Below are 24,955 nucleotides of genomic sequence, written 5' to 3' on the forward strand. Positions count from 1 at the left end.
ACGTACAGTCCGAGCCGCTGAGACCGAGTCGAGCCCGTGAGATCGAGCCGGGCCCCGGGCGCCAAGGTGGACGGGCCGCTCCGCGCACCGGGCGGGCGGCTCCGCGCAACAGATGGAGAGACGATGAGCAAGGCCGAAAGGACCGGATCGCGGTCGCCCGCGCAGCCGGTCGCCGACAGCCATGAGGTGATCCGTGTCCACGGGGCGCGCGAGAACAACCTCAAGGACGTCGACATCGAGATCCCGAAGCGCCGGCTGACGGTGTTCACCGGGGTCTCCGGCTCGGGCAAGAGCTCCCTGGTGTTCAACACGATCGCCGCGGAGTCGCAGCGGCTGATCAACGAGACCTACAGCGCCTTCGTCCAGGGCTTCATGCCGACGCAGGCGCGGCCCGAGGTCGACGTCCTCGAAGGGCTGACGACGGCGATCATCGTCGACCAGCAGCGGCTGGGCGCCGACCCCCGCTCCACGGTCGGGACCGCCACCGACGCGAACGCGATGCTGCGCATCCTCTTCAGCCGGCTCGGCGAGCCGCACATCGGCTCGCCCAACGCGTTCTCCTTCAACGTGGCCTCCGTCAAGGCCAGCGGCGCGATCACGGTCGAGCGCGGCTCCGGCACCAAGACCGAGAAGCAGACCTACACCCGTACCGGCGGCATGTGCACGCGCTGCGAGGGCCGGGGCACGGTCTCCGACATCGACCTCACCCAGCTCTACGACGACACCAAGTCGATCGCGGAGGGCGCGTTCACCATCCCCGGCTGGAAGTCGGACAGCTGGTGGACCGTGCGGACCTACGCCGAGTCGGGTTTCCTCGACCCGGACAAGCCGATCCGTGAGTACACCGAGAAGGAGATGCGGGACTTCCTCCACCGGGAGCCGACCAAGGTGAAGGTCGAGGGCGTCAACCTCACCTTCGAAGGGCTGATCCCCAAGATCCAGAAGTCGTTCCTGTCCAAGGACAAGGAGGCGATGCAGCCGCACATCCGCGCCTTCGTGGAGCGCGCGGTCACCTTCACCACCTGTCCCGAGTGCGACGGCAGCCGGCTCAGCGAGGGCGCCCGGTCCTCGAAGATCAAGAAGATCAACATCGCCGACGCCTGCGCGATGCAGATCAGCGACCTGGCCGACTGGGTCCGCGACCTCGACGAGCCGTCCGTGGCGCCGCTGCTCAGCGCGCTGCTGGGGACCCTCGAATCGTTCGTGGAGATCGGCCTCGGCTACCTCTCGCTCGACCGGCCCTCGGGCACCCTGTCGGGCGGCGAGGCGCAGCGCGTCAAGATGATCCGCCACCTCGGCTCCTCCCTCACGGATGTCACCTACGTCTTCGACGAGCCCACCATCGGCCTGCACCCGCACGACATCCAGCGGATGAACGACCTGCTGCTGAGGCTGCGGGACAAGGGCAACACCGTGCTCGTCGTCGAGCACAAGCCGGAGGCGATCGCCATCGCCGACCACGTCGTCGACCTCGGCCCCGGCGCGGGCAGCGCGGGCGGCACCGTCTGCTTCGAGGGCACCGTGGAAGGGCTGCGGGCCGGTGGGACCCTCACCGGCCGCCACCTGGACGACCGGGCCGTCCTCAAGGAGAAGGTCCGCACGCCCACCGGCACGCTGGAGATCCGCGGCGCGTCCGCGCACAACCTCCGGGACGTCGACGTGGACGTCCCGCTCGGGGTGCTCTGCGTGGTCACCGGGGTCGCCGGCTCGGGCAAGAGCTCGCTGATCCATGGGTCGATCCCGGCGGGCGAGGACGTCGTCTCGATCGACCAGAGCGCGATCCGCGGTTCCCGCCGCAGCAACCCGGCGACGTACACCGGACTGCTCGACCCGATCCGCAAGGCGTTCGCCAAGGCCAACGGCGTGAAGCCGGCGCTGTTCAGCGCCAACTCCGAGGGCGCCTGCCCCACCTGCAAGGGCGCCGGTGTCATCTTCACCGACCTGGCGATGATGGCGGGCATCGCCACCGTCTGCGAGGAGTGCGAGGGCAAGCGGTTCGAGGCGTCGGTGCTCGACCACCACCTCGGTGGCCGCGACATCAGCGAGGTGCTCGCGATGTCGGTGGACGAGGCGGAGACGTTCTTCGCCGAGGGCGAGGCCCGCACCCCCGCCGCGCACAGGATCCTCACCCGCCTCTCGGACGTCGGGCTCGGCTACCTCAGCCTCGGCCAGCCGCTCACCACGCTCTCCGGCGGCGAGCGCCAGCGGCTGAAGCTGGCCACCCACATGGGCGAGAAGGGCGGTGTGTACGTCCTCGACGAGCCGACCACCGGTCTGCACCTGGCCGACGTCGAGCAGCTGCTCGGACTGCTGGACCGGCTCGTCGAGTCCGGCAAGTCGGTGATCGTCATCGAGCACCACCAGGCGGTCATGGCGCACGCCGACTGGATCATCGACCTCGGCCCCGGCGCGGGCCACGACGGCGGCCGGATCGTCTTCGAGGGCACCCCGGCCGACCTCGTCGCCGACCGCTCCACCCTCACGGGCGAGCACCTCGCGGCGTACGTCGGGGGCTGAGAGGCCCCGCCCCGGCCACCGGGCCGGTGCCCCGGGAATCCCGCCCGTGCGCAGCGCGGGGACGGCGGCGCGGAGTCACCTCCGCGCCGCCGTCCCGGCCTCTCAGGCGGCGGTCGTGCGGTCCGGGTCGTCCAGCGGGGTGTTCACCCGCAGCCAGCGATAGCCGTACGGCTCCAGCTCGGTGCGGACCAGACCGCCGGCCGCGGCCTTCACCGTGTCGCCGGTGAAGACGTCGGTGAGCAGCCGGCCGCCCCTCAGCCCGGTGACCTTCGTGGTCGCGGTGAGGGCCCGGTCGGAGAAGTTGTGCACCGCCAGCACCGCCCCTTCCGGCAGCGAGCTGATGTGGGCCAGCACGCCGGGGTCGTCGGCGTCGAGCACCTCGTACGCGCCCCAGGCCAGTTCGGGCGTCTCGCGGTACCGCTCGATGAGCGCCCGCATCCGCCCGAGGAGCGAGTCCGGGTCGTGCGCCTGGTAGTGCACATTGACCCGCTTCGGCCCGAACGCGCCCTCCACGACCGGGTTGGGCAGCGCGCCGGCGTCCGCGGTGGAGAAGCCGCCGTCCTTGTCGGCGGTCCACTGCATCGGGGTGCGCACGGCCTGCCGGCCCTCGGCGGCGAGGTTCTCGCCCATCCCGATCTCCTCGCCGTAGAAGAGCACGGGGGTGCCCGGCAGGGTGAAGAGCAGGCTGTAGGCCAGCTCGACGCGGCGGCGGTCGCCGCCCACCATCGGCGGCAGCCTGCGGCGCAGGCCGCGGCCGTAGAGCTGCATGTCCTTCTCGGGGCCGAAGGCCGCGAACACCTCGGCGCGTTCGTCGTCGTCGAGCTTGTCGAGCGTCAGCTCGTCGTGGTTGCGGACGAAGGTCGCCCAGTGCGCGTCGCGGGGGGCGAGGGGGCGCTCGCGCAGGGCGTCGGCCAGCGGGCCCGCCTCGCCCCGGGCCATCGACAGGTACATCCGCTGCATGCCGATGAAGTCGAAGCACATGGTCAGCTCGTCGCCCCGGCCGGACTCCGGCTCCCCGAAGTAGGCGGCGGTGTCGGGATAGGGCAGATTGACCTCACCCAGCAGCACCGCCTCACCGTTGCGCCGACCGAGGAAGGCCCGTAGGTCGGCGAGGTACTCGTGCGGGTCGGGCAGTTGGCGCGCGTCCTCCTGGCCGTCCGTCTCCAGCAGGAAAGGGACCGCGTCGACACGGAAGCCCGACAGTCCCAACTGCGTCCAGAAACCCATGATGCGGGCTATCTCGTCGCGTACCGCGGGGTTGGCGACGTTGAGGTCGGGCTGCTGCCTGAAGAAGCGGTGCAGATAGTACTGGCCGGTGGTCTCGTCCAGCTCCCACACACTGCGCTCGGCATCGGGGAAGACCACGCCCTCGGGGCCGTCCTCGGGCGGCGTGTCGACCCAGACGTACCAGTCGCGGTGGGCGGAATTCCGGCTGGAGCGGGCGTCCTGGAACCACGGGTGGTGGTCGGAGGTGTGGTTGACCACCAGGTCCGCGATGACCCGGATGCCCCGGTCGCGGGCGGTCCGCACGAACTCGGTGAAGTCGCCGAGCGTGCCGAGGCGCGGGTCGACGCCGTAGAAGTCGGTGATGTCGTAGCCGTCATCGCGCTCCCGGGTCGGATAGAAGGGCATGAGCCACACACACGTGACGCCCAGGCGCGCCAGGTGGTCGATCCGCTGGGTCAGTCCGGCGAAGTCACCGGTCCCGTCGCCGTCGCCGTCCTGGTACGTCTCCACGTCCAGGCAGTACACGACGGCGTTCTTCCACCACAGGTCGGAGGTCCGGGTCAGCCTCATCGGGCACTCTCCGCGCGGTAGGCGTCGGGACGGGTCACATCGAGCCGGGGCAGCACCCTGTCGCCGAACGCGTCGAGGAAGGCGCTCTGTTCGCGGCCGACATGGTGCAGCATGACCGAGTCGAAGCCGAGGTCGGCGTACTCCTGGAGCCAGGCCGCGTGCCGGCCGAGGTCCGCCGAGACGTTGACGGACCCGGCGACCTGCCCGGGTGTGACGTGCTCGCTGACGCTGTCGAACAGCTCCGCCGAGTCCAGGTCCCAACTCACCGGCGGCCCGTGGACGTTGGTGCGCCACTGGTCGTGGGCCAGGGCGAGGGCGGTGTCCGGGTCGGGGTCCCAGCTGAGGTGGACCTGGAGGTGCAGCGGGCCGGGGCCGCCGGCGGAGCGGTACGCGTCCACGATCCGGCGCAGCTTCTCGTGCGGCGCGTTGACGGTGATCAGGCCGTCCGCCCACTCCGCGCACCAGCGGGCGGTGGCCTCGCTGCACGCCGCGCCCACCAGCGGCGGCACGGCCTCGGGGCGGGTCCACAGCCGGGCCCGGTCCACGGTCACCAGCCCGTCGTGGCTCACCTCCTCGCCGTGCAGCAGCGCCCGGATGACGTCGACGCACTCGCGCAGCCGGGCGTTGCGGACGTCCTTGCGCGGCCAACGCCCGCCGGTGATGTGCTCGTTGGACGCCTCCCCGCTGCCCAGCGCCGCCCAGAAGCGGCCGGGGTACATGGCGGCCAGGCTGCCGATGGCCTGGGCGACGATCGCCGGGTGGTACCGCTGGCCCGGCGCGTTGACGACTCCGAACGGGATGCGGTCGGTGGCCTGGAGGGCGGAGCCGAGCCAGGACCACGCGAAGCCCGACTCGCCCTGCCGGACGCTCCAGGGCGAGAAGTGGTCCGAGCACATCGCGGCGGTGAAGCCGGCGCGCTCCGCGTGGACGGCCGCGGCCAACAGGTCGGCGGGCGGCACCTGTTCGTGCGAGGCATGGAATCCGTAGACGGTCATGCGGTGCGCGTACCCGGTGCCACCGGGATCATCGACGCCGAGTCACAGCGTCCGCCGGTGCACCCTCGCCTCCCACGGGGCGAGCACCAGCCGGCCGGGCGAGGGGGGAGCGGACGGGCCGTTGCCCAGGACGAGTTCGGCGTCCTCCCAGCCCTCGGGCATGTCCACCGCGACCGTCTCACCGGTGAAGTTCCCGGCGACGAGCAGCGTCGTCGGGCCGTGGCGGCGGGTGAAGACGTACATCCGCTCGTCGTCCGGCAGCAGCATGGTGAAGTCGCCGTGCACGACGGCCGGTTCACTGCGGCGCAGCGCGATCAGCCGCCGGTAGTGGTGGAAGACGGAGTCGGGATCCGCCCGGGCCGCGGTGGCGTTGACCTCGGCGTGGTCGGGGTTGACCGGCAGCCAGGGAGTGCCGGTGGTGAAGCCCGCGTGCGGCGAGGCGTCCCACTGCATGGGCGTACGGGCGTTGTCCCGGCCCATCGCCCGCAGACCGGGCAGGACGTCCTCGGGCTCCGCTCCGTCGCGCAGCGCCTGCGCGTAGTGGTTCAGGGACTCGATGTCCCGGAAGTCCTCGATGGCGCGCAGGGGCGCGTTCGCCATGCCGAGTTCCTCGCCCTGGTAGACGTACGGCGTGCCCCGGTGCAGATGCAGCACGGTGGCCAGCATCTTCGCGGACCGCGTCCGGTGGCGGGGACCGTCGTCGCCGAACCGGGAGACCGCCCGGGGCTGATCGTGGTTGTTCCAGTACAGGCTGTTCCACCCGACCTCGGCCAGGCCGGTCTGCCAGCGGCCCAGGGACGCCTTGAGGTCGGTCAGCCGCAACGGCCGCGGATCGAACTTGCCGTCGCCGTGGTCGAGTCCGACGTGCTCGAACTGGAACACCATGTCGAGTTCGGCGCGCCGGGGGTCGGTGAACAGCCGGGCCTCCTCGACGGTCACCCCGGGCATCTCGCCCACGGTGAGCAGCCGGCCGGGATACCGGGCCATCACCTCACGGTGCATCTCCTGGAGGAATTCGTGGACGCGCGGGCCGCAGACGTAGTGGGGGGAGCCGTCGCCGTACGGCCCGTCGCCGCGCAGTTCGCCGTCCGGCAGCTCCGGATCCTTGGAGATGAGATTGACGACGTCCATCCGGAAGCCGTCCACGCCGCGCTCCAGCCACCAGCGCATCATGGCGTACACGGCCTGCCGCAGACCGGGGTTCTCCCAGTTGAGATCCGGCTGCTTCGGGGAGAAGAGATGGAGGTGGTACGCGTCGCTCGCGGCGTCGTACGCCCAGGCCGGGCCGGAGAAGAACGAGCCCCAGTTGTTGGGCTCACCGCCCTCACGCGGCGGCCGCCACCAGTACCAGTCGCGTTTCGGGCTGTCCGGATCGCGTGACTCCTGGAACCAGGGGTGCTCGTCGGAGGTGTGATTGACGACCAGGTCCATGACCAGCTTCATCCCGCGCTCGTGCACGGCCGCGAGCAGCCGGTCGAAGGCCGCCAGATCACCGAACACGGGGTCGATGTCCTGGTAGTCGCTGATGTCGTAGCCGTTGTCGTCCTGCGGCGACGGGTAGACCGGGGACAGCCACAGCACGTCGACGCCCAGCTCCGCGAGGTGGTCCAGCCGGCCAGTGAGGCCGGCCAGGTCGCCGACCCCGTCGCCGTCCGAGTCGGCGAAGCTGCGGGGATAGACCTGGTAGACGACCGAGGACTTCCACCACGCACCGTCGTCCTGCGCCTTGCTGTCGGCCGCCATAGGAGGTCTCTCTCGCCTCGGGGAACACGGGACGTGCATTCCCTTCCCCGGACACGGCGGTTGTACCGGGCCCCCGGGCACGCCGGTCGTACCGGAGGGCCGACCACCGGCGTACGCCACGCCGCGTACCGACTCCGGAAGGAGGCCGCCATACTGGACGGGCCGGGGAGGGCGCAGCGGTGGCAGCGGGGACCAACGGGGGCGAGAAACGACAGATGGGCGACACCAGGCTGATCCAGAGCCGCTACCGGCTGCTCGATCTGATCGGGCGCGGCGGCATGGGCGAGGTATGGCGGGCCCGCGACGAGTCACTGGGCCGGCACGTCGCCGTGAAATGTCTCAAACCCATGGGCCCCCAGCACGACCGGGCGCTCACCCGCGTCGTGCGCGAACGCTTCCGCCGCGAGGCGCGGGTCGCCGCCTCCCTCCAGCACCGGGGCGTCACCGTCGTCCACGACTTCGGCGAGCACGAGGGCGTCCTCTACCTCGTGATGGAGCTGCTGGACGGGCACAACCTGAGCCAGCTCCTCGAGGAGAACCAGCAGCGTCCGCTCCCCGTCGACCACGTGGTCGACATCGCCGAACAGGTCGCCGACGCCCTCGGCTACACCCACCGGCAGGGCGTCGTCCACCGCGATCTGAAGCCCGCCAACATCATGCGGCTGTCCGACGGGACGGTGAAGATCTGCGACTTCGGCATAGCGCGCCTCGGCCACGACATCGGCGTCACCTCCCGTCTCACCACCGCCAGCATCGCCATGGGCACCCCGCACTACATGTCGCCCGAGCAGATCGGCGGGAAGGAGGTCGACCACCGCAGCGACCTCTACTCGCTGGGCTGTGTGCTGTACGAGATCGCCACCGGCGTACCGCCGTTCGACCTGGACGACGCCTGGGCCGTACTGGTGGGACACCGCGACACCCAGCCCGAACCCCCGCGCACCCACCGCGCCGAACTCCCCGGCTTCTTCGACCGGGTCGTCCTGGACCTGCTGGCCAAGGCCCCCGACGAGCGGCCCGCCGACGCCGGCGACCTGCGCCGCCGCATCGTGCTCGGTCGCACCGGCGAGCAGACGGCGACCGGCCCCGCGTACCCCGCGACGGCCCCGGCCGGCACGCACCCGGGCCCGGCGGCTGTCCCGCGCCCGGAAGCCGAACTGCCCGCCTGGGCCGGGAACATGACCGCCGGACACAAGGCGACCGGCGCGCTGGGCGCACTCGCCGACCCCGCCGCCGGACTCACCGCCCGGTGGACCACGGCCGCGAGCACCGCCCCCGCCTCCCCGCCCGGCACCGATGGCTCCGCCGCCCTCCCGCCCGCGCACCCCGCCCCGCCGACGACGCCCGCACGCCCCGCCCTCGCGTCCACGCGCCCCTCCGCGCACCCCGCCCCCACGGCCGGGCTGCTCGCCGAGCTCGCCGGCCGCCACAGCGAGGGCGTCGACCTGGGACGCCTGGGCCGCTGGGAGGAGGCGCGCGACGTGCACCGCGCGGTCGCCGCCCGGCGGGAGAGCGTCCTCGGCCCCGACCACCCCGACACCCTCGCCAGCCGGTACGAGGTCGGCTTCGCCCTCAGCCGCACCGGCCGGGCCGCCGACGCGCTGCGCGAGTTCGGCCAGGTCGCCGCCGGCCGCGAACGCACCCTGGGCCCCGACCATCCGCAGACCCTGGCCGCCCGCCAGGAGACCGCGTACGTCCTCGGGCAGCTCGGCCGCCACTTCGAGGCCCATCAGGTGTACGCGGCGGTCCTCGCCGCCCGGACCCGCTCCATGGGCCCCGACCACCCCGACACCCTGCGCTGCCGCCACAACCTGGCGTTCAACCTCAGCCGGCTCGGGCGGCCCGAGGAGTCCTGGCAGCTGGCCCGCGAAGTAGCCGCCGACCGGGCCAGGCTGCTCGGCGCGAGGCACCCCGACACGCTCGCCACCCGGTACGAGGTGGCGTACACCCTGGGCCGGCTCGGGCGCTGGGCGGAGGCCCTGGAGACCTACCAGGACGTCGCCCGGGCCCGCGCCGACACCCTCGGCCCCGACCACCCCGACACCCTCGCCGCCCGCTACGAGGCCGGCATCAGCCTCGGCCGGCTCGGCCGCAGCGCCGAGGCCCTGGAGCTGTACCGCATCCTGGTCGCCGACCGCACCCGGGCGGGCGGCCCGGCCGACGCCGAGACGCTGCGCGCCCGCCACGGCCTGGGCGTCAACCTGGGGCGGATGGGCCGCTGGGAGGAGGCCCTCACCGAAGCGCGTGAGGTGTGCGCGATCCGGGAGCGCACCCTTGGCCCCGACCATCCGGAGACCGTGATCAGCTGCCGCGAGGTCGCCGTCGCCCTCGGCTGGCTCGGCCGGTGGACCGAGGCCCTCACCGTGTACCGGCGGGTCGCTGAGACGCGCGGCCGGGTGCTGGGCCCCGACCACGCGGAGACCCTGGCCGCCCGCCACGACGAGGCGCACTGCCTGGAGCGGCTGGGGCGGACCGAGGAGGCCGCCGAGCTGTACCGCACCCTCGCCGCGCACCGGGCCCAGAACGCGCTGCCGCCGCACTGACCTGCCGCCGGCCGCACCGAGTTGCTCCCACCCCCGAGGGGACGCCGCCCTGAGCCGCTGCCGCACCGGGAGGACGCCGCACCGGGAGGCCGCCACCCCGAGGGGACGCCGATGCCGCGCCGGGGGCGGCCTCTGGCAGGGGCGGACCCTCCCGTGTTACGAAGGTGCATGCCCGCACCCGATCCGTCCGCGTCCCACTCGCCCGCAGGTCAGCCCGGCGCGCCCGCCCGGGGCCGCTACGACGCCGTGATCGTGGGCGGCGGCCACAACGGTCTGGTCGCCGCCGCCTACCTCGCCCGCGCCGGACAGTCCGTCCTCGTCCTGGAACGCCTGGACGCCACCGGGGGAGCGGCCGTCTCGACCCGCCCCTTCGCCGGGGTCGACGCCCGCCTCTCGCGCTACTCCTATCTGGTCTCCCTGCTGCCGCGGAAGATCGTCCGCGATCTCGGCCTCGACTTCGCCGTACGCAAGCGGACCGTCTCCTCCTATACCCCGGCCGTCCGCGACGGACGCCCCACCGGCCTCCTCGTCGGCGGCGACCGGACCCGGGAGTCCTTCGCCGCGCTGACCGGAGGGGAGCGGGAGTACGCGGCGTGGCAGCGTTTCTACGCGATGACCCAGCGCGTCGCGGAACGCGTCTTCCCGACCCTGACCGAGCCGCTGCCCGCGCGGGACGAACTGCGGGCCCGGATCGACGACGCGGACGCCTGGCGGGACCTGTTCGAGGAGCCCATCGGGGTGGCCGTCGAGCGGAACTTCACCGACGACCTGGTACGCGGCGTGGTGCTGACCGACGCCCTCATCGGCACCTTCGCCGACGCCCACGACGCCTCACTGCTCCAGAACCGGTGCTTCCTGTACCACGTGATCGGCGGCGGCACCGGCGACTGGGACGTCCCGGTCGGCGGCATGGGGGCCCTCACGGACGCCCTCGCCGGGGCCGCCCGTGCGGCGGGAGCCGAGATCCGCGTACGGCACGAGGCGACCCGCATCGAGACGGACGGAACCCACGCCGAGGTCACCGTGCGCACCCCGGACGGCGAACGCGTCGTCGCCGCCCGCCGGGTGCTCGTCAACGCCTCCCCGCAGGCGCTCGCCGCCCTCCTCGGTGACACCCCGCCCGCCCCGGCAGAGGGAGCCCAGCTCAAGGTGAACATGCTGCTCACCCGGCTCCCGAAGCTCCGCGACCGGTCGGTGGACCCCCGGCGGGCGTTCGCCGGTACGTTCCACATCGCCGAGGGGTACGGGCAGTTGGCCGACGCCTACCGGCAGGCGGTGGCCGGACGGCTGCCCGCCGCACCGCCGTCCGAGATCTACTGCCACTCGCTGACCGACCCCTCGATCCTCGGCCCCGACCTCGCCGCTCGCGGCTACCAGACCCTCACCCTCTTCGGGCTGCACACCCCCGCCCGGCTCTTCGCCGCCGACAACGACGCCGCCCGCACCGCCCTCCTCAAGGCCACCCTCGCGGAACTGGACGCCCACCTGGAGGAGCCGGTCACCGACTGCCTGGCCCTCGACGAGCGGGGCGAACCCTGCATCGAGGCCAAGACACCGCTCGACCTGGAGCGCGATCTGCGCCTGCCCGGCGGCCACATCTTCCACCGCGACCTCTCCTTCCCGTACGCCACCGAGGCCACCGGCCGGTGGGGCGTGGAGACCGCCCACGCCAACGTCCTGCTCTGCGGGGCGGGCGCGGTGCGCGGCGGCGGGGTCAGCGGGGTCCCCGGCCACAACGCGGCGATGGCCGTGCTGGGTTAGCCGCTACCGCAGGTCCCGGCGCTCGACGGCGGCGGCGAGCGCCGTATGACCGGCGGGCCCCGGGTGCAGGCCGTCGCCGCTGTCGTACGCCGGCAGCAGCCGGGAGGGGCGGCCGGGGTCGCGGAGCGCCGCGTCGAAGTCCGCGACGGCATCGAAGACCCGCCCGTCGCGCACGGCCTCGTTGACCTGCCGGCGTACCGCGTCCTGCTCCGGCGTCCAGCGCTTCCACCCCTCGAACGGGGCGATGGTGCCGCCCACCACCCGCAGCCCGGCCGACCGGGCCCGCAGGGCCAGTTGGCGGTAGCCGGCCAGCAGGCGGGACGGGTCCCGCTCGACGGGCTCGTGATGCAGGTCGTTGACGCCCAGGTGCACCAGGACCGTCCGCAGCCCGGGCAGCGACAGCACGTCCCGGTCGAAGCGGGCCTGACCGCCCGGCCCGAAGCGTACGGAGTCGAGCAGCAGCCGGTTGCCGCTGACGCCGAGGTTGGCGACGGCGGAGCCGGGCAGCCGGCGGGCCAGTTGGTCGGGCCAGCGCAGGTCCGCGTCGGCGGGCGTGCCGACGCCCTCCGCGATGGAGTCGCCCAGCACGGCGATGACCGGGCCGCGCGCCCCGGTCGTCTCGACGCCCGTGAGGAGCAGGACGGACCGGGTCCGGACGCCGTCGACGGTGTGCCAGGCGTGGGTGTCGCGGTGGAGGGACAGCGGGCCGGTGGGGCCCGGGAGCCGCGTTTCCACGGTCAGTACGGCCCCCTCCGGCACCCGCAGGCCGGGGACCGCGTCACTGGTGAGGGACCCGCCCGCCGCCAGCCACTCCTGCCGCCTTCCCGCGAAGGCGACCGGCCGCCCCTCGGCGGTCACCGGGCCCACCAGCACCGGCGCGGCCCCGAAGGCGTGCGCGTACCGCAGCCTCACCCGACCGCCCGCCGAGAGCCTCAGCCGCGCGGTGCAGAGCCCGTCGGTGAGACCGGCCGCGACCGGGTCGGCCGGGGTCGGGGCGGTCTGCGCGGTGGCCCAGGAGGTGGTCCAGGGCGTGGCCGGCGGTGCGTGGCCGGGCTGAGTCGCCGTCGCCCGCGCGTCCGGGGCGGTGAGGGCCGCCGTGACGCCGGTCGCCGCCGCGTACAGCAGACTCCGCCGCGCAGGCCCGGGGACCCGGCCGGTCACCGGGAGGACGGCCGGGGTGAGGGGGCGGTGCGCCTGACGCTGCTCACGGGTATCGGCCTCCTGGAAGCGACTACGGGGAAGGGGCGCGCCGAGCGGCTGTGTCATCCAACGACCCCCGGAAGAACCGGTGATGACGCCGTCCCGCTCCGGGCGCGACGCCATTGTGGCGGCAGCGCCCGGCGGACGACGGGCCACCACGCACGCCGCCGCCCGCCTGCCGCTCAGTCGGCCGAGGTCACCGCGCACAGCGCTGCCCGCCCGCCGCTCATTCGGCCGAGGGGTCACCGAGCACAGCGCCGCCCCCCGGCCCGCCGCTCAGTCCGCCGACAGCACCCAGCCCGCCGCCCCGATCCGCCCCGCGTCCCGGGGCCGGCCGGAGTCGAAGACCGTGACGCGGCCGTCCCGCACCCTCAGGGCGTCCACATACGCGCCGCGCCCCACGTACAGCTGGTCCGTGGTGTAGCGCCACCGCAGTCGGACGCTCTTGCCGCGCCAGGCCGACAGGTCCGCCTCCAGCCGGTGCCAGACCCGCCCCGACCAGCCGGAGACCCAGCCCTCCGGGTGCGTCCGGGGGTCCGGGCGGTGACGGCCCGGGCCCACCGTGGTGAACGGCACCGGCTGCCACTCCGGCCCCGCCGACGCCTCCAGCACCAGCCGGTCGGAGCCGGGTTCGGTGTCCCACCACAGGGCGCACTCCAGCCGGGAGCGCCCGGAGTCCAGGCGCAGCGCGGGCAGGGTCAGGGTGGCGCTCGACGCGCTCGCCATCCCGGAGAACCAGGCCGTACGCCCCCGCTCCGGCCGGACCGGGACGGCCCGGGCCAGCTGGTTGGCCGTCGCCACCCGGGGCGCGCTGCCCGAGCGCCAGCTCCGTACGGGATGGACCGAGTTGCCCAGCACCACCAGGAACGTGTCGGTCGACGGGTCGAGCACCAGGCTGGTCCCGGTGAACCCGGTGTGGCCGGCCGTGCGCGGGGTGGCCATCGCGCCCATGTACCAGTGCTGGTACAGCTCGAAGCCGAGGCCGTGCTCGTCGCCGGGGAACGCGGTGTTGAAGTCGGTGAAGAGGAGGTCGACCGATTCCTCGGACAGGATGCGGGCGCGCCCGTAGACGCCGCCGTTGAGGAGGGTGCGGGCGAGGACCGCCAGGTCCCAGGCGCAGGAGAACACCCCGGCGTGCCCGGCCACCCCGTCCAGGCTGTAGGCGTTCTCGTCGTGCACCTCGCCCCAGACCAGGCCCCGTTCGAGGCCGGACCACGGGAGGCGGGCGTCCTCGGTGGCCGCGATCTTCGGCTTCCAGGAGGCGGGCGGGTTGTAGCGCGTACGGTGCATCCCGAGCGGGGCGGTGATCTCGTCGCGGAGCAGGGCGTCCAGCGGGCGGCCGGTGATCCGTTCCAGGATCAGTTGCAGCGAGATCAGGTTGAGGTCGGAGTAGAGGTAGGCGCTGCCCGGGGCGGACGCCGGGACCTCGTTCCACAGCATCCGGAGCTTCCCCTCCCGGGTCGGCTCCCGGTAGAGCGGGATCCAGGCCCGGAACCCCGAGGTGTGGGTGAGCAGTTGGCGTACCGTGATGTCCTGCTTGCCGCCGCCCGCGAAGTCGGGGAGGTACGAGGCCACGGCGGCCTCCAGCTCCAGCGCGCCGCGCTCGATCTGCTGCACCGCCAGGATCGACGTGAACAGCTTGGAGATCGAGGCCAGGTCGAAGACGGTGTCCTCGGCCATCGCGATCTGCCGGTCCGCCGGGAACTCCACCCCGGTGTCCGTCGCCTCGTCGTACGCCGCGTAGCGCACCGCCTTGCCGATCGGCCGGTGCAGCGCCACCGTGCCGCCCCGCCCGGCGAGGAGCACCGCGCCCGCGTACCAGGGGTGCTTGGGGGAGTCCGCGAGATACGCCTCCGCCTCCCGGACCAGCTGGTCCAGCGGCCCCTGGAGCAGCCCGGCGCGCGCGGCGCTGCCGCGCCGGAGCGTGGGCCGGTGCGCCCCTGGTCCCATGCTCGCTCCCGTGTCCGCCGTCGCCGGGCCCGTGCCCGGTGCGCCCCGTTCGGCCGCCCCCGCCAGGGGGATCGGCGCCAGGGCGAGCGCGCCGCCCAGCGCCAGTATCCCGCCGCCCAGCCTCCGGCGGCCGATGCCGCTCCCGGTGGCGGCCCCACCGTCTTCCGCCCGCCCGTTCCCCGCCGCGTACCCGGTCATCCGCAACCCCTTCCCGTGCCCCGAGCCGCCCCCGAGGGCTGAGCCGCGTGAGCGCCCCGGCGCGAAAGTAACTTCCGAAATCTCGCCGAGCAGTGAAAGTTCCTGCCGCCGCAGAGATTACTGTCGCGCCCGCCCTCCCGTACGCCTCCGGGCCCGCAAAGAATCTGACACTGCATCAGAAAATCTCTTCCCTCGGCCGTCCGGCTGCGGCATCCTGCCGCCCATGGAGACGGAGCTGAGCAGAGAACTGGGCATCGAGCACGCCATCTTCGGCTTCACGCCGTTCCCCGCCGTCGCCGCGGCCATCAGCAGAGCCGGTGGCTTCGGCGTGCTCGGAGCGGTCCGCTACACCGACCCGCGGGAGCTGGCGCGCGACCTCGACCGGCTGGACGAGCTTGCGGACGGCACGCCGTACGGACTCGACGTCGTCATGCCGGCCAAGAAGGTCGAGGGGGTCACCGAGGCGGACGTCGAGGCGATGATCCCGGCCGGGCACCGGGGCTTCGTCCAGGACCTCCTCACCCGCCACGGCGTACCCGAACTCGCGCAGGGGGAGACGTCCGGCTGGCGCATCACCGGCTGGATGGAGGAGGTCGCCCGGGGCCAGCTCGACGTGGCCTTCGACTACCCGGTCAAGCTCCTCGCCAACGCCCTCGGCTCCCCGCCCGCCGACGTCATCGAGCGCGCCCACGCCCATGGAGTCCTGGTCGCGGCCCTCGCCGGCAGCGCCGAACACGCCCGCCGGCACGCGGCGGCGGGCATCGACGTCGTCGTCGCCCAGGGGTACGAGGCGGGCGGCCACACCGGCGAGATCGGCTCGATGGTGCTGGTCCCCGAAGTCGTCGAGGCCGTCGCCCCGCTGCCCGTGCTCGCCGCCGGAGGCATCGGCAGCGGCGAACAGGCCGCCGCCGGACTCGCCCTCGGCGCGCAGGGCGTCTGGCTCGGCTCCCTCTGGCTCACCACCGAGGAGGCCGACCTCCACTCGGAGGCCCTCACCCGCAAGCTCCTCGCCGCCGGCTCCGGCGACACCGTCCGCTCCCGCGCCCTCACCGGGAAACCCGCACGCCAGCTCCGTACCGCGTGGACGGACGCCTGGGACGACCCGGCCGGACCCGGCACGCTCCCCATGCCGCTCCAGGGGCTGCTGGTCGCCGAGGCGGTCTCCCGGATCCAGAAGTACGAGGTCGGGGAGCTGCTGGGCACCCCCGTGGGGCAGATCGTCGGCCGGATGACCAGCGAACGCAGCGTCCAGGCGGTCGTCGACGACCTGACGCGCGGCTTCGAACGGGCCGTCACCCGCATCAACCGCATCGCCGGAAGGAGCGCCACGTGAACCAGCCGCGCCAGGTCGACCAGCCGGACCGGCCGCGCCCCGGGAAGCAGCCGCCCAACGGCTTCTGGGCCCAGGCCGCCGCCGACCCCGACCGGATCGTGCTCGTCGCGCCCGGCGGCGAGGAGTGGAGCGCGGGGCGGCTGCACGCCGACGTCAACCGCCTGGTCCACGGGCTGCGCGCGGCCGGGATGCGCGAGGGGGACGCGTTCGCCGTCGTCCTGCCCAACGGGGCCGAGCTGCTGACCGCCCATCTCGCCGCGTCCCAGGCTGGCTTCTACCTGGTGCCGGTCAACCACCACCTCATCGGCCCCGAGATCGCCTGGATCGTCGCCGACTCGGGCGCCCGTGTCCTCATCACCCACGAACGCTTCGCGGCCGCCGCGACCTCGGCCGCCGAGGAGGCCGGACTCCCGGAGAGCCACCGCTACGCCGTGGGCCCCGTGCCCGGCTGCCGCCCGTACGCCGACCTGCTCGACGGCCACCCCGCCGCCCCGCCGGAGAACCGCACGCTCGGCTGGGTCATGAACTACACCTCGGGCACCACCGGCCGCCCGCGCGGCATCCGCCGCCCCTTGCCCGGCAAGCTCCCGGAGGAGACGTACCTCGGCGGATTCCTGGGCATCTTCGGCATCCGGCCGTTCGACGACAACGTCCACCTGGTGTGCTCGCCGCTCTACCACACGGCCGTCCTCCAGTTCGCGAGCGCCGCGCTGCACATCGGCCACCCGCTCGTCCTCATGGACGGCTGGACGCCGCAGGAGATGCTCCGGCTGATCGACGCCCACCGCTGCACCCACACGCACATGGTCCCCACCCAGTTCCACCGGCTCCTCGCGCTCCCCGACGAGGTGAGGAGCCGTTACGACGTCTCCTCCATGCGCCACGCCATCCACGGGGCCGCGCCCTGCCCCGACCATGTCAAACGCGCCATGATCGACTGGTGGGGGAGCTGCGTCGAGGAGTACTACGCGGCCAGCGAGGGCGGCGGCGCGTTCGCCACCGCCGAGGACTGGCTCAAGAAGCCCGGCACGGTCGGCAAGGCTTGGCCGATCAGTGAGCTCGCCGTCTTCGACGACGACGGCAACCGGCTGCCGGCAGGTCGGCTCGGCACGGTCTACATGAAGATGAGCACCGGCGGCTTCAGCTACCACAAGGACGAGACCAAGACCCGCAAGAACCGCATCGGCGACTTCTTCACCGTGGGCGACCTCGGGGTCCTGGACGCGGACGGCTACCTCTTCCTCCGCGACCGGAAGATCGACATGATCATCGCGGGTGGCGTGAACATCTACCCCGCCGAGATCGAGTCCGCCCTCCTCACCCACCCCGCCGTCGCGGACGCCGCCGCCTTCGGCATCCCGCACCCCGACCGGGGCGAGGAGGTCAAGGCCGTCGTCGAACCGGCCGAGGGGCACGAGGCGGGCGACGCGCTCGCCGCCGAGATCCTCGCCCACTGCGAGGAGCGGCTCGCCGGCTACAAACGGCCGCGCTCCATCGACTTCATCGCCGCGATGCCCCGCGACCCCAACGGCAAGCTGTACAAGAGGCGGCTGCGCGAACCCTACTGGGAGGGGCGCCGGCGACCTCTGTGACCGGGCGGAGGTCCGTGGGGTCCGTGAGGGGATGGCGTCCCTCACGGACCCACGGAGCACCTACCGCCGCTCGTGCACCCGCACCACCCGCAGGTGCGGCGAGCGGGCGATGTCCTTCTCGCAGAACCGGGACGTCACCCAGCGCTCACCCGAGAACAGCCGCGTCTGGTCGCTGTAGTGCGGCGAGTTCGGGTTCGACGACTGGGAGTACGTGAGCAGCGTCCGGGCCACCGGGCACCGGCTGCCGTCCCAGCCCACCGCCTGGATGTAGCTGGAACCGGCCGACACCTCGGTGTAGCCGCCCGCCGCCGGGTTCCACACCGGCTCGATCTTGTTCCAGATGCCGAGCGACTCCGTGCCGCCGCCGACCGGGATGCGCTTCCCGTTCCGTACGACGAACTGGTGCTCGCCCAAGGGCGCGTCCAGCGCGATGCCCGCCGCCCGCAGCTCCGTCACCGCGTCGGCCAGGGCCCTGCCCACACCGGGCGCGCCGGTGTTCAGGCCGCGCGGGGTGCGCACCGGGTCGGCCGCGTCGAACGGCGTCCTCCACAGCTCCGCCGCGGGCACGACCGCCGCCTTGCGCCAGAACCGGTCGAAGAGCAGCGCGCCCCGGCTGTCGCTGTCCACGCTCCGGTCCCACCGCCGCAGCACCGGGCAGGCCGCCGACACGTCGACCGCCGTCCCGCCGCTGCCCACGGCCGTGCCGCCGGGCAGCGCGGCGCACCACTGCGCCACGTCGGCCGCGACCAGATCCCCGGCCGGGGCCCGGTTCGCGAGCTGCTGGCGCTCCAGGTCGCCGACGCGCAGCCGCCCGCGCTCCGCCATCGCCGCGACGTCCTCGACCGCGCCCCGGGTCCGCATCGACCGCTGGGTGTCCACCGTGCCGAAGACCCGCTCGTAGCCGGTCAGCGGCCGGTCGGCGTTGGTCAGCCAGGCGCTGTCGTTGGAGTTCTCGACGTACGGGGCGTTCTTCAGCGTCGGCATCCGGCCCGGCCCGAAGATCCCGGGCTGCACCGCGTCCCGGTCGCTCCCGAGGGCGCAGTCCGCCTTCGACCCGTCCAGCACCGCGAGCCCGGCGGACGGGTAGGTGGCCCGGCCCAGCGGGGTCGAGCAGCGGGCCGCCAGCTCGTCCGTGATCCTCGGCAGCACCTGGGACTGGGAGAAGAAGGAGTTCCCCGACCGGTCGGCGGCGATCGTGTTCACCCACGGCAGGCCCTGCGAGCGGTGCAGCGCCCGCTGGATCCCGGCGGTGGAGCGGGCCTTGCTGAAGCCGAGCGAGGTGTCGGCGCTGCGCAGATTCGTCGCGTTCGGGTCGTTGAGCGCGTACGCGGTGCTCGCCGACCAGGGCAGCGGCAGTCCCGCGCCGAGCGAGGTGACGACCGGGCCGTAGCGGGTCCACCACTGGGTCCGGGTCACCGGGGCCGCGCCCTTCACCGGGACGGTGACCGTGCGCTGCGTCATCCGCCGCGGCTTCCCATCCACCAGATAGAGGGTGGGGTCGGCCGGATCCAGGGTCAGCTGATGCAGGTTCAGCGTGACGCCGGTCGCCACGGTGTGGCTCCACGCCACGTCCGCGTTGTGCCCGATCGAGACGGTCGTCGAGCCGAGCAGCGAACCGCCCGCCACGTTCAGCTCGCCGGGGATCGTCTGCTGCGACTGCCAGAAGCGGCGGCCGCCGTCCCACGGGTAGTGCGGGTTGCCGAGGAGCAGCCCGCGCCCGTTCGCCGTCGTGGACCCACGGAAGGCGACCGCGTTGGAGCCCATGTCCGCGTTCTGCGTCGACAGGAGCCGCTGGGCCGCCGCTGCCGCCTCCTCAGGGGTGACCGGGGCGACCGACGCGGTCCCGGCCCCGGAGGCGGGCGTCGGCGGCCGGGCGGCCGTGATGCCGTCGATGCCGCGCCCCTGGCCGCCGAGCACGGCCAGGGCGAAGCCCCGTACCGCCACGTCCAGCGTGGTGACCGGCCGCACCCAGGAGGCTCCCCGGCAGGCGGGGTCGGTGATGCGGTCGCGGTTCTGCTCGATCCACGCGTTGTAGCCGGCGGCGAACCCCCGCATCGACTCCTTGGCGTCCCGGCTCGGACCCGCCGGGGCTGGGACCTTCAGCAGCTTCTCCACCGTCCCGCTGTCCCGGACGCCCCGGAAGTACAGGTCGCTGGACAGGTTCTTCGTCGCGGAGGAGAGCGAACCGTCCGGCGCCGCGTCCGGGCCGAAGAACGCCGAGCGCTCCCCGCGGACCGTCAGGAACCCGTCCGCCAGCGTGCACACCTGGTCGGCGGCCTGCGCCCAGCCGGTGCCGAAGCCCAGATTCGCGTAGTCCTTCGCCACGATGTGCGGAATGCCGTACTCCGTGTACCGGACGACGGCGGACAGCCCGCCGCCCGAGGGGTGCCGGGCCTCCGGGGCTCCGGACGCGGCGGCGGGCGGCAGCGACGCCGACGCGGTGAACAGGGCGAGACCGGAGACCGCGAACAGTCTCAGGCGGTTACGGAAGGTCAAGGGTGTTCCTCCCAACAAGGCGGGTGACCGGGGCGGTTGCCCGGACCCGCCGGGCAGCCACGCGCCACTCAGCCAGGGTGCTCCCGCATCTGTCAACCGTCTGGTCGGTATCCGGCCGCCGAACGCCCACGGCCACTCCCCGACACTCCCCGACAGCCCCTTGACCCGCCGGGCCGGGCCGCACAGGATCACGCCATGACCGGTGTACGCAGCAGCACAGTCGACGGAGTCCTCACCCGCAGCGCCCGCCGCACCCCGGAGGGGACCGCCGTGCGCTACGGCGACCGGGCGTGGACCTACCGCTCGCTCGACGCCGCGGTCTCCACCGCCGCCGCCGTCCTGACCGGTGAGCACGCCCTGCGCCCCGGCGACCGGGTGGCGTCGTACGCCCACAACTCCGACGTCTACCTGATCGCCTTCCTCGCCTGCGCCCGGGCCGGACTCGTCCACGTCCCCGTCAACCAGAACCTCACCGGCGACGACCTGGCCTACCTCCTGGACCAGTCCGGCTCCGCCCTCGTCCTCACCGACCCGGACCTCGCGGACCGCGTCCCCGCGGGCCGTCCCGTACGCCCCCTGCGCGACGCCCCGGGCTCGCTGCTCGACGCCCTGGACACCGAGCGGCCCTTCACCCCGGAGCGCGCGCCCGGCGCGGACGACCTCGTGCAACTGCTGTACACCTCCGGGACGACAGCCCTCCCCAAGGGCGCGATGATGACGCACGGGGCGCTGGTCCACGAGTACGTCAGCGCGATCACCGCCCTCGGCCTGGCCCCCGGCGACCGGCCGGTCCACTCGCTGCCGCTCTACCACTCCGCCCAGATGCACGTGTTCCTGCTGCCGTATCTGGCGGTCGGCGCGGACAACACGATCCTGGACGCGCCCGACGCCGGCCGGATCTTCGACCTGGTCGAAGCGGGCCTGGCCGACAGCCTGTTCGCCCCGCCCACCGTCTGGATCGGCCTCTCCAACCACCCGGACTTCGCCACCCGCGACCTCACCGGCCTCCGCAAGGCGTACTACGGGGCGTCGATCATGCCCGTACCCGTCCTGGAACGCCTCCGCGCCCGTCTGCCGGACCTGGCCTTCCACAACTGCTTCGGCCAGAGCGAGATCGGCCCGCTCGCCCTCGTCCTCGGCCCCGACGAGCACGAGGGCCGGATGGAGTCCTGCGGCCGCCCCGTCCTCTTCGTGGAGGCCCGCGTCGTCGACGAGGCGGGCCGCGAGGTCCCGGACGGCGCCCCGGGCGAGGTGGTCTACCGCTCACCCCAACTCTGCACCGGCTACTGGGACAAGCCCGAGGAGACGGCCGAGGCGTTCCGCGACGGCTGGTTCCGCTCCGGCGACCTCGCGGTCCGCGACGCCGAGGGCTACTTCACCGTCGTCGACCGGGTGAAGGACGTCATCAACTCCGGCGGCGTCCTGGTCGCATCCCGCCAGGTGGAGGACGCCCTCTACACCCACCCCGCCGTCGCCGAGACAGCGGTCGTCGGCCTGCCCGACGACCGCTGGATCGAAGCCGTCACCGCCGTCGTCGTCCTGCGCGCCGAGGCGAGCGACACCGAACTGATCGACCACGCCCGGGAGAAGCTCCCCCACTTCAAGGCCCCCAAGCGGGTCGTGTTCGTGGACGAGCTTCCCCGCAACGCCAGCGGGAAGATCCTCAAGCGGGAACTCCGGGACCGGCTGGCCTGACGGACCGCGCCCCCTATTCGGTGCGCAGGGCCGTGGCCGTTCGGGCCCTGGCGGCCCAGCCGGCGGGCAGGAGCGCGCCCAGGGCGGCGATGAGCAGCCCGCCGAGCGCGAGCGGCAACAGTCCGGCCGGGTGGTAGACGGCGAGGACGGATGCGGGGAGGCGGAGCCCCACGCTGTCGCCCATCGCGGGGACGACCCAGCCGTGCAGGGCCATCCCGAGGGGCACGCCCAGAGCGCCCGCGACCAGGCCGGTCACGACGACCGAGGTGAGGACCATCGCGATGGTCTGGCGAGGCGTCATGCCGAGGGCCTTGTGGACGCCGATCTCCCGTACGCGCTCGCGGGTGTCGAGCAGCACGCCGTTGAGCACGCCGAGCGCGGCGACGGCGACGAGCATCAGCGCGAGGAACCCGGACAGCGCGTTGAGCGTGACGACCATTTCGCTTCCGGAGTCGGCCCCGCCGACCCGTGCGTGGACCCCCAGCGGCGCCAGGTGCTCGTTCAGCGCGTCGGCGTAATCGGAGCTGTCGGTGCCCGGCACGACCGCGATGTGATGGCTCCTCTCCGTCAGGTCCGGGTGTCCGGCCGTGAGGGTCGAGGCGTCGGTGAAGACCTGCCTGCCGTCCCTGCGGGGGTCGAGGACCTCCCCGACGATCCGGACCGTCACCGGCACTGCCAGGCCGCTCAGGGTGACGTCATCGCCGATACGGGTGCCGGTGGCGGCCAGGAAGGGGGTCGGGACCACGGCCTCGCCCGGCTCGTCGATCCAGCGGCCCGAGACCATGGTGTAGCCGCCCCAGGAGGCGTCGCCGGTGAAGGCGATCACGTCGACGGTGCCGGTCAGGCCGGACACGGTGGCCCGGACCGTCGCGGCGCTGTAGTGCTTCCCGGTTCCGGCACTGCCCTCGATGGCCGTGGCGACCGCGGCGGGATCGGGCTCTGGTCTCTTGTCTGCGTCCGGGGCTTCGGGGCCGAAGTCCGGCAGGGGCGCGGGCACGGTGACATCGGCGGCGTCATGGGCCCTGGCCTTCACCACCTCGCCGAGCGAGGCGCCCATCCCCACGGTGAACGTGACGGCGGCGGCCCCGAACAGGATCGCCGCGCCCATGGCCAGCGCACGGGCGGGCCGCGCGAAGGGCCTGGCCAGGCCCAGGGCCACCGGCTGCGGCAACGGCAGCCGTCCGGCCAGGCGGGCCGCCCGTCTGCCCCGCCCCGCCGCGGTCGTACGTCCCACGGCGAGCGCGTCGACCGTGCGCAGTCGGCCCGCCCGCCATGCGCTCGCCCACGCGGTCGCCGCCACCAGGCCGAGCACCCCGGCGACCACCGGCAGGTCGACCCAGGGGGCGATGGCCAGGGACGAGGCGCCATAGACCTCTTCGGCCTCGGCCAGCACGGGGACGGCGAGCAGGTGGCCGGCCAGTACACCGAGTGCTGTGCCGGCCGCGGCCGGGATCAGCGCCTGGCCGACGTAGGCCCCCATGACCTGGGCCGGGGTGAAGCCGATGGCCTTGAGGACGCCGATGCGGCGGGTACCCGTACCGACGGCCGACGCGACGACGTTGCCGACGACGAGCACCGACATGACCAGGCCCAGAGCCCCGAACGCGACGAGGAACGGGACGTAGAGGGCCGTGTCGCGCTCTGCGCTCTTCCTGACGGTGAGCCAGGACTGTTCGCCGACGACGGCTCCCGGCGGCAGGGCCCGCGTCACGGCCTCGCGGCCCGCGGCGATCCGCTCGGCGGTGCCCGCGTCGGTGAACCGGTAGAGCATCTGGTGGCCGCCGCTGCCGGGCGCGGTGAGCGCCGCCATCTGGGACGGGACCACCCAGGCGTCGGCGGTTCCGGTGACCGAACGGGCCACGCCGACGACTCCCAGCGTCGGATCGCCGGGCAGATCGGGGAAGACGATCCGCATGCCCATGGTCGGCACGAGCGCGGATCCGGCGGACAGCACGATCTCGCCGGGGCGCTCGGGCCACCGCCCGTCGAGCAGCGCCACCTCGTCCACACCCCGGCCGGGGTCGTCCCGGCCGACCACGGTCATGGGCCACCCGGGGTTGGGCCCGTCCGCTCGCGGGGTGACCGTCGCCGTACGGAACGGCCCGGCCGCCCCGCTCACCCCCTCCACGTCCTTGGACTCCGACAACTGCGCGGCGCTCACCGCGTCCGCGTCGAACTGGACCGACAGATGCGCACCGATCTGTCGGGCGAAGGCGTCGTCGAAGGGCGCGCCGGAGACCACGAGCAGCGACCCGCCGAGGATGGAGGCGGCCACCGCCATCAGCGTGGTGAGCCCGATCACCAGCGTCTGCACCCGCCGCCGCCCCACCCCCGAGCGCACCACCTTGCCGAGCGCGTTCATCGGGTGGCCTCCGGGGCCGCGACGTGCGGCCGGACGTCTTCGGCGATCCGGCCGTCGGCGATCCTGACCGTACGACGGGTACAGGCCCGGGCCAGGGCCAGGTCGTGGGTGACGACGACGATGGTCTGGCCCTCGGCGTTGAGCCGGGTGAGCAGTCCGCTGACGTCCTGTCCGGCGGCCGCGTCCAGGGCCCCGGTCGGCTCGTCGGCCAGGAGCAGCGGCGGCCGGTTCATCAACGCCCGCGCCACGGCGACGCGTTGCCGCTCGCCGCCGGACAGCCGCCCGGGGTAGGCGCGGGCGTGCCGGTCGATGCCGAGGAGTTCCAGGAGTTCGGCCGCCCGCCGGGCGGCTTCGCCCCGTGCCGTGCCCGAAAGCCGCGCGGGCAGGATGACGTTGTCGGCGACGGTCAGATCATCGAGCAGGTTGAAGAACTGGAAGACCATGCCGATCTTCGATCGCCGGTAGAGCGCGGATCCGGCCTCGCCCAGCCCGTCCACCCGCACCCCGTCCACGGTGACGGTCCCCGTGTCCGGCCGGTCCAGGCCCGCGACCAGGTTGAGCAGCGTGGACTTGCCGCTGCCGGAAGGGCCGAGGATCGCGACGGCCTCGCCGGGCCGGACGGTCAGGGACACGTCGTCCAGAGCGGGCGGGCCGTCGTCGTATCGGCGGCTCACCCCGCGCAGTTCGATCACGGGCGTGGTCATGGAAGGGCTCCTCGGGTACGGGTACCGGACCCCTCGGACGCTAGGAGCGCGCCCGGCCGCCGCGCGTCG

Annotated in this window: 14 protein-coding genes; 6 read left to right on the plus strand and 8 right to left on the minus strand. The window is 73.6% G+C overall.

Annotated features, from left to right (window positions below):
* Positions 1-123 precede the first annotated feature (123 nt).
* The gene (locus tag ACLJPL_RS23725) at positions 124-2,517 is read left to right on the plus strand and encodes an ATP-binding cassette domain-containing protein (RefSeq protein WP_411082925.1); all 2,394 of its coding nucleotides are present in this window, start codon (positions 124-126) and stop codon (positions 2,515-2,517) included.
* Between the two features lie 102 nt (positions 2,518-2,619).
* Here ACLJPL_RS23725 and ACLJPL_RS23730 read toward each other — a convergent pair whose 3' ends face one another.
* Genes ACLJPL_RS23730 through ACLJPL_RS23740 form a run of 3 tightly spaced genes read right to left on the minus strand, consistent with a single transcriptional unit; the run spans position 2,620 to position 7,052 of the window.
* On the minus strand, positions 2,620-4,314 hold the full coding sequence (locus ACLJPL_RS23730) for an alpha-amylase family protein (RefSeq protein WP_411082926.1): 1,695 nt from the start codon (positions 4,312-4,314) through the stop codon (positions 2,620-2,622).
* Positions 4,311-5,309: a TIGR03885 family FMN-dependent LLM class oxidoreductase gene (locus tag ACLJPL_RS23735; protein WP_411082927.1), complete on the minus strand. Its 999-nt coding sequence runs from the start codon at positions 5,307-5,309 to the stop codon at positions 4,311-4,313. Before ACLJPL_RS23735 ends, ACLJPL_RS23730 begins: the two co-directional genes overlap by 4 nt.
* A gap of 42 nt (positions 5,310-5,351) precedes the next feature.
* Positions 5,352-7,052, minus strand: coding sequence for a glycoside hydrolase family 13 protein (locus tag ACLJPL_RS23740; RefSeq protein WP_411082928.1), 1,701 nt, complete (start codon positions 7,050-7,052; stop codon positions 5,352-5,354).
* A gap of 215 nt (positions 7,053-7,267) precedes the next feature.
* Between ACLJPL_RS23740 and ACLJPL_RS23745 the strand changes: the two genes are divergently transcribed.
* Both ACLJPL_RS23745 and ACLJPL_RS23750 read left to right on the plus strand, forming a co-directional pair.
* Positions 7,268-9,595 carry a tetratricopeptide repeat protein gene (locus ACLJPL_RS23745; protein WP_411082929.1) on the plus strand — a complete coding sequence of 776 codons (2,328 nt, stop codon included), beginning with the start codon at positions 7,268-7,270 and terminating at the stop codon, positions 9,593-9,595.
* A 168-nt stretch (positions 9,596-9,763) separates the two neighbouring features.
* Positions 9,764-11,356, plus strand: a complete 1,593-nt coding sequence (locus ACLJPL_RS23750) for a phytoene desaturase family protein (RefSeq protein ID WP_411082930.1) — start codon at positions 9,764-9,766, stop codon at positions 11,354-11,356.
* Between the two features lie 3 nt (positions 11,357-11,359).
* Here the strand turns inward: ACLJPL_RS23750 and ACLJPL_RS23755 are convergent, their stop codons facing one another.
* Positions 11,360-12,517, minus strand: a complete 1,158-nt coding sequence (locus ACLJPL_RS23755; RefSeq protein ID WP_411083020.1) for an SGNH/GDSL hydrolase family protein — start codon at positions 12,515-12,517, stop codon at positions 11,360-11,362.
* 315 nt (positions 12,518-12,832) lie between these two features.
* Complete coding sequence (locus ACLJPL_RS23760; RefSeq protein ID WP_411082931.1) at positions 12,833-14,704, minus strand: serine hydrolase; 1,872 nt, start codon at positions 14,702-14,704, stop codon at positions 12,833-12,835.
* 223 nt (positions 14,705-14,927) lie between these two features.
* Between ACLJPL_RS23760 and ACLJPL_RS23765 the strand changes: the two genes are divergently transcribed.
* Together ACLJPL_RS23765 and ACLJPL_RS23770 are read left to right on the plus strand one after the other, a co-directional pair.
* Entirely contained in the window at positions 14,928-16,037 is a 1,110-nt protein-coding gene (locus ACLJPL_RS23765) for an NAD(P)H-dependent flavin oxidoreductase (protein WP_411082932.1), read from the plus strand.
* The gene (locus tag ACLJPL_RS23770; protein ID WP_411082933.1) at positions 16,034-17,629 is read left to right on the plus strand and encodes an acyl-CoA synthetase; all 1,596 of its coding nucleotides are present in this window, start codon (positions 16,034-16,036) and stop codon (positions 17,627-17,629) included. Before ACLJPL_RS23765 ends, ACLJPL_RS23770 begins: the two co-directional genes overlap by 4 nt.
* Positions 17,630-17,689: 60 nt before the next feature.
* Here ACLJPL_RS23770 and ACLJPL_RS23775 read toward each other — a convergent pair whose 3' ends face one another.
* Positions 17,690-20,125 carry an acylase gene (locus ACLJPL_RS23775; RefSeq protein ID WP_411082934.1) on the minus strand — a complete coding sequence of 812 codons (2,436 nt, stop codon included), beginning with the start codon at positions 20,123-20,125 and terminating at the stop codon, positions 17,690-17,692.
* A 195-nt stretch (positions 20,126-20,320) separates the two neighbouring features.
* Between ACLJPL_RS23775 and ACLJPL_RS23780 the strand changes: the two genes are divergently transcribed.
* Positions 20,321-21,820, plus strand: coding sequence for an acyl-CoA synthetase (locus ACLJPL_RS23780; RefSeq protein ID WP_411082935.1), 1,500 nt, complete (start codon positions 20,321-20,323; stop codon positions 21,818-21,820).
* A 13-nt stretch (positions 21,821-21,833) separates the two neighbouring features.
* On the opposite strand, the gene ACLJPL_RS23785 is transcribed toward ACLJPL_RS23780, so the two are convergent.
* Both ACLJPL_RS23785 and ACLJPL_RS23790 read right to left on the minus strand, forming a co-directional pair.
* Entirely contained in the window at positions 21,834-24,182 is a 2,349-nt protein-coding gene (locus tag ACLJPL_RS23785) for an ABC transporter permease (RefSeq protein WP_411082936.1), read from the minus strand.
* On the minus strand, positions 24,179-24,886 hold the full coding sequence (locus ACLJPL_RS23790; RefSeq protein ID WP_411082937.1) for an ABC transporter ATP-binding protein: 708 nt from the start codon (positions 24,884-24,886) through the stop codon (positions 24,179-24,181). Before ACLJPL_RS23790 ends, ACLJPL_RS23785 begins: the two co-directional genes overlap by 4 nt.
* Positions 24,887-24,955 lie beyond the last annotated feature (69 nt).

The sequence above is a fragment of the Streptomyces sp. cmx-18-6 genome (assembly GCF_046548915.1).
Lineage (GTDB): Bacteria > Actinomycetota > Actinomycetes > Streptomycetales > Streptomycetaceae > Streptomyces.

Excerpts from the sequence above, each read along its gene's own strand:
- ACLJPL_RS23725 (WP_411082925.1), top strand. The coding sequence starts at position 124 with ATGAGCAAGGCCGAAAGGACCGGATCGCGGTCGCCCGCGCAGCCGGTC.
- ACLJPL_RS23730 (WP_411082926.1), bottom strand. The coding sequence starts at position 4,314 with ATGAGGCTGACCCGGACCTCCGACCTGTGGTGGAAGAACGCCGTCGTG.
- ACLJPL_RS23735 (WP_411082927.1), bottom strand. The coding sequence starts at position 5,309 with ATGACCGTCTACGGATTCCATGCCTCGCACGAACAGGTGCCGCCCGCC.
- ACLJPL_RS23740 (WP_411082928.1), bottom strand. The coding sequence starts at position 7,052 with ATGGCGGCCGACAGCAAGGCGCAGGACGACGGTGCGTGGTGGAAGTCC.
- ACLJPL_RS23745 (WP_411082929.1), top strand. The coding sequence starts at position 7,268 with ATGGGCGACACCAGGCTGATCCAGAGCCGCTACCGGCTGCTCGATCTG.
- ACLJPL_RS23750 (WP_411082930.1), top strand. The coding sequence starts at position 9,764 with ATGCCCGCACCCGATCCGTCCGCGTCCCACTCGCCCGCAGGTCAGCCC.
- ACLJPL_RS23760 (WP_411082931.1), bottom strand. The coding sequence starts at position 14,704 with ATGACCGGGTACGCGGCGGGGAACGGGCGGGCGGAAGACGGTGGGGCC.
- ACLJPL_RS23765 (WP_411082932.1), top strand. The coding sequence starts at position 14,928 with ATGGAGACGGAGCTGAGCAGAGAACTGGGCATCGAGCACGCCATCTTC.
- ACLJPL_RS23780 (WP_411082935.1), top strand. The coding sequence starts at position 20,321 with ATGACCGGTGTACGCAGCAGCACAGTCGACGGAGTCCTCACCCGCAGC.
- ACLJPL_RS23785 (WP_411082936.1), bottom strand. The coding sequence starts at position 24,182 with ATGAACGCGCTCGGCAAGGTGGTGCGCTCGGGGGTGGGGCGGCGGCGG.
- ACLJPL_RS23790 (WP_411082937.1), bottom strand. The coding sequence starts at position 24,886 with ATGACCACGCCCGTGATCGAACTGCGCGGGGTGAGCCGCCGATACGAC.